Here is a 1,936-nt window from a genome sequence, read left to right as displayed (position 1 = left end):
CGGCGCGCGGCCCGGCAACCGGCCCATGGACCGGCCGGACGCCAGGGCGACGGCGCCGGACGCCGAGAAGACGACGCAGCCCCCCGCCGGGAAGACCTCCGGGAGGGGGCCGGAGAGCACCGCGAAGGGCGCGGAGGACTCCGCGAAGACCGCGAAGTCCGCGGAGACTTCCGGGAAGGCGCCGCGGAACTCCGGCAAGGCGCCGGAAGGCTCCGGCGAGACGCCGCAGAGCACTGGGGAGAAGCCGGACGCCACGCCGACCAAGGCGTCCGCGCACGAGGGCGCAGGACACGAACCGGCCGCCTCGGGCGTCTCGCATGACGCCTCCGCGCCCGGCGATCACTCCAACGCGACGCATGATGCGGGCAGTTCGGGCCACCACTCGGAGCAGCCCGTCGTCCGCCCCGAGGAGCCGGCGCCGCCCGCCGCGGCGCCCCCGGCCGAACACACCCCGGCCGGACACTCCGCCAGCACCCACGCGACGGCTTCCGCCAAGGACGAGGCGTGGGCGGCGGAGAGCAAGACGCTGCGCGACAACGCCGCGCGCAGGCTCGACCTGGAGGAGAAGTTCCAGCAGTCCGCGGAGAAGCTGCGGGACCGGTTCACCGAGGCGACCAAGACGTCCAAGGCACTGCGCGATCTGAGTGCCGAAGAGCGCCAGTTGGTCTTCGACAAGGCTCTGCGGGACGCGCGCGGCAAGTTCGACGACACGTTCGGCCCGGTGGGCAAGGAAGGCAAGGAGGGCAAGTCCGCCGCGGACCTCGCCCAGGCCGAGAAGCAGTGGCAGCGGCAGGTGGACAAGCTCGGCAGCACCTTCCGGGGCCGTGCCATGCTGCACAGCCGCACCCCGGAGATCACCAAGAACATCGACCGCATGGTGTCCCGGGCCGAGCGCCGCTGGAACTCCGAGGGCCGCCCGGCGGAAGCGGTCGAGGCCGCCTCCAAGGGCTACCGGAACAGCCTTGAGCACGCCTTCGATCTCACCTACGGCGAGCTGAAGGAACGGCCGCACTGGCACGTCGGCAACCCGAAGGACCGGTTCACCCATCTCTCCGACAGCCTCGCGAAGGAACTGCCGGACCGGATCGAACTGCACACCAAGACCCATGAATTCCTGAGCGGCACCGACGAGTTGCTGGCCAACCGTCTGAAGAGCTGGCAGGAGACGGAGGCCGGCTGGTCCGACCGGGACGTGGCGGAGGTCCGTACCCGCTATGGAAAGGCGTCCCACGACGCGTTCCAGAAGCTCCTCGATGACGAACTCGGCGCGATCCCCAAGAAGAAGTACACCTCCCAGGCCCAGCACTCGGCCCTCCAGCGGGCCGGGGAGCAGTGGCTGCGCAGGGAGGACGACCTGGCGAAGCGGCTCGCGGCCGAGCTGGAGGGCACCCAGAAGGTCCGTAGCCACTTCGCGGACCTCGCCTCCCGGCTGGAGCACGACGCGCCGCACTCCCTGTTCACCGGTGACCGGACGCAGCACATCGCCAGTACGCACGCGTCGCTGCGCGAGGCCGGCGACCGGCTGCTGGCGGACATCCGCCGCGACGTCATGAACGCCGGCTTCCGGGACGTGAACACCACGGTCCGGGACGGCCTGCTCCGGCTCGACGAGAGCGCCGCCGGGCGCTTCCGCTTCGAGGCCGACGCGTACGAGAAGTGGCACAGCGCCCGGGAGTCGTTCCCCAGCCGGGAGGGCATGGGCGGGCAGGGCGACTGGGTGCGGAACCGGCTGGACTCCATGGGCCGGGAGGCGATGGACCGGGCCCGTGCGCGCCTGATGGGCACGGAGTACCGCATGTCGGACACCGAGAAGGTGCTGTACGACCTCGAACACGAACTGAACGCCGTCAAGGACGCCGCCCCCGGCCTGGCGAAGGCCGCCGAACGGCTGCCGCAGGTCTCCGCCGACGCCAGGTCGGCCTGGCACGATCTGAAC

General features: G+C 71.3%; 1 pseudogene. It reads left to right on the top strand.

Annotated features, from left to right (window positions below):
• Positions 1-1,936 (top strand): annotated as a pseudogene (locus tag ACFU99_RS42115) (hypothetical protein); the annotation flags it as partial.

This window comes from Streptomyces sp. NPDC057654, from assembly GCF_042800135.1.
Taxonomy (GTDB): Bacteria; Actinomycetota; Actinomycetes; order Streptomycetales; family Streptomycetaceae; genus Streptomyces.
Note: the sequence above shows the minus strand (reverse complement) of the source record. Positions and strands in the feature narration are given on the sequence as shown.